General features: G+C 43.3%; 2 tRNA genes and 1 rRNA gene. All 3 read left to right on the top strand.

Going from position 1 to position 728, the window contains the following annotated elements:
- Nucleotides 1–137 (top strand): 16S ribosomal RNA (locus DZ860_RS23870); the annotation flags it as partial.
- 87 nt (nt 138–224) lie between these two features.
- Nucleotides 225–300, top strand: a tRNA-Glu gene (locus DZ860_RS23865).
- 18 nt (nt 301–318) lie between these two features.
- Nucleotides 319–394: transfer RNA gene (locus tag DZ860_RS23860), tRNA-Ala, on the top strand.
- Nucleotides 395–728: the final 334 nt, after the last annotated feature.

Here is a 728-nt window from a genome sequence, read left to right as displayed (position 1 = left end):
ACACCATGGGAGTGGGCTGCAAAAGAAGTGGGTAGTTTAACCTTTCGAGGAGGACGCTCACCACTTTGTGGTTCATGACTGGGGTGAAGTCGTAACAAGGTAGCGCTAGGGGAACCTGGCGCTGGATCACCTCCTTATACGATGATTATCGTGATGAGTGTCCACACAGATTGATGGTTTATAAAGTTTAAGAGATAGAAACACTTTTGAGGTGTTTTACTAGTGTCCCGTTCGTCTAGAGGCCTAGGACACCGCCCTTTCACGGCGGTAACAGGGGTTCGACTCCCCTACGGGATACCATCTCCTCATAAGGAATATGGGGCTATAGCTCAGCTGGGAGAGCGCTTCGCTGGCAGCGAAGAGGTCTGCGGTTCGATCCCGCATAGCTCCACCATCTTTAAACGCATTCGCGAGAGTGTCTTTAAAAATGGTTCATTTCTTCGGAAATAATCACGCTCTTTAACAATTTGGAAAGCTGACTGATAACAACATTGTTGTTATCAAAAAAAGTTCTCAAWGTTTATCTTTATGATAAACACCAACTGTTTGTTTTCATTTTTTAAAAATGAAAGTAAACGAGCACATTCAAGTGTTCTTGGCAATATCATCTCYTAGAGATGATTATTCGAAATTGAGTCCGGCAAAATCGAACGTCTCTCACTCATAAAATAGAGAGACAACTTGGTTGTTTAACGAAACTCCTTCGGGTTGTATGGTTAAGTGACTAA

The organism is Vibrio sinensis (assembly GCF_003605645.1).
GTDB lineage: Bacteria > Pseudomonadota > Gammaproteobacteria > Enterobacterales > Vibrionaceae > Vibrio > Vibrio sinensis.
The sequence above is the reverse complement of the archived record's forward strand: the minus strand, read 5'-3'. Positions and strand labels throughout refer to the sequence as shown.